General features: G+C 42.7%; 1 protein-coding gene. It reads left to right on the top strand.

Translation table 11 applies throughout. The annotated features are described in order from the left end of the window. A partial coding sequence (rlmD, locus tag GMD4S_RS09605) for a 23S rRNA (uracil(1939)-C(5))-methyltransferase RlmD (protein ID WP_000001655.1) occupies positions 1 to 846 on the top strand: 846 nt, incomplete at both ends.

The raw sequence follows: 846 nt of genomic DNA, 5'->3' as shown, positions 1-846 counted from the left end.
AAGATAAGGAAACCCAAGTGATTGCGAATCGCCTAGCTGAACTTCTTACTTACCACCAAATTCCAATTACAGATGAGAGAAAAACGCTCGGTGTTCGCACGATCATGGTACGAAGAGCAAGAAAAACGGGGCAAGTTCAGATAATCATTGTCACGAATCGCCAGCTTAATTTAACCCAGCTGGTAAGAGACTTAGTTAAAGATTCTCCAGAAGTTGTCACAGTTGCAGTCAATACAAATACAGCAAAAACAAGTGAAATCTATGGTGAAAAGACGGAAATTATCTGGGGCCAAAAGAGCATTCAAGAAGGAGTACTGGACTATGAGTTTTCTCTCTCGCCCCGAGCTTTTTATCAACTTAATCCGGAGCAGACAGAAATTCTCTATAGTGAAGCAATTAAGGCTCTGGATGTCAGCAAAGAAGACCATCTAATCGATGCATATTGCGGTGTTGGGACGATCGGATTTGCCTTCGCAAAGAAGGTCAAGAGTCTCAGAGGAATGGATATTATTCCAGAAGCCATAGAAGATGCCAAGCGAAATGCTAAAAAAATGGGATTTGACAATACCCATTATGAAGCGGGAACAGCAGAAGAGATTATTCCACGCTGGTATCAAGAAGGCTACCGAGCAGATGCCCTGATAGTCGACCCTCCTCGTACAGGCTTAGATGATAAGCTACTGGATACCATTCTGACCTATGTTCCAGAAAAAATGGTCTATGTATCCTGCAATGTTTCGACCTTGGCACGAGATTTAGTTAAACTAGTAAAAGTCTATGACCTCCAGTATATCCAGTCGGTCGATATGTTTCCCCACACTGCACGGACAGAAGCAGTGGTTAAAT

The organism is Streptococcus sp. GMD4S (genome assembly GCF_000296955.1).
The sequence above is the reverse complement of the archived record's forward strand: the minus strand, read 5'-3'. Positions and strand labels throughout refer to the sequence as shown.